At 71.9% G+C, this 726-nt stretch carries 1 pseudogene; it reads left to right on the top strand.

Features of this window, described 5'->3' with window-relative positions:
• Window positions 1-180: 180 nt before the first annotated feature.
• Window positions 181-726 (top strand): annotated as a pseudogene (locus GUY61_RS38730) (helix-turn-helix domain-containing protein); the annotation flags it as partial.

Raw genomic sequence — 726 nt, 5'->3', positions numbered from 1 at the left:
CTCCCATCCCTCCCGCCGCTCACGCTCACTCGCGCGGGTGAACATCACCGACTTGGGCGGTTTGGGGAGCCGTTGCCTGTCCTACGCTCGGCACGACACAACCGCAGACATGCGACGGCCCCCGCCGGGACTGCCATCCCAATGCGAGGGCCTGACCACCGAGGAAGAGAGAGCTTCCCGATGGACACGAAAGACCCTAGCGTGCCCCCGCACGCCCAGACCCGCATTGACGGCAAACAACCCCGGACCGGGGCACGGCCGCACCGGCCCCATCCCCTCGGTGGCGGGCATCCCTCCGGCGTGGTGCACGACAACACCCACCACACCACACGCTTCACGGTGATCGGCAACCACCTCGCCCAGCACCGGGAGTTGTCGCTGCTCGCGATCGGGCTGGCCGTGCACATCCAGTCACTGCCCGCCGGGGCCCGCGTCGACATCAAGACCCTCGCCGCCCGCTTCCCCGAAGGCGCGGCCCGGATCGCCGCCGCCCTGCGCGAACTCGAAGCCCACGGCTACCTGCGCCGCCGCCGCGAACGCGTCCCTGGTGGACGGATCATCACCCGCACGGTCTCCTGCAACCATCCGGCGACTGCCCGGCGCCTCGCCCTGGGGCCCACCTGCGCCGCTCCCTCCTCGACGCCCGGCCCCGCACGGTCGGTACCGGTCCGGAGCGGGCGCGCGAAGCAGCAGCCGCACGCACCGGGCACACGGCATGTGCTACGC

Source organism: Streptomyces sp. GC420 (assembly GCF_009916105.1).
Classification (GTDB): Bacteria; Actinomycetota; Actinomycetes; order Streptomycetales; family Streptomycetaceae; genus Streptomyces.
This window is presented reverse-complemented; position numbering and strand designations above follow the sequence as displayed.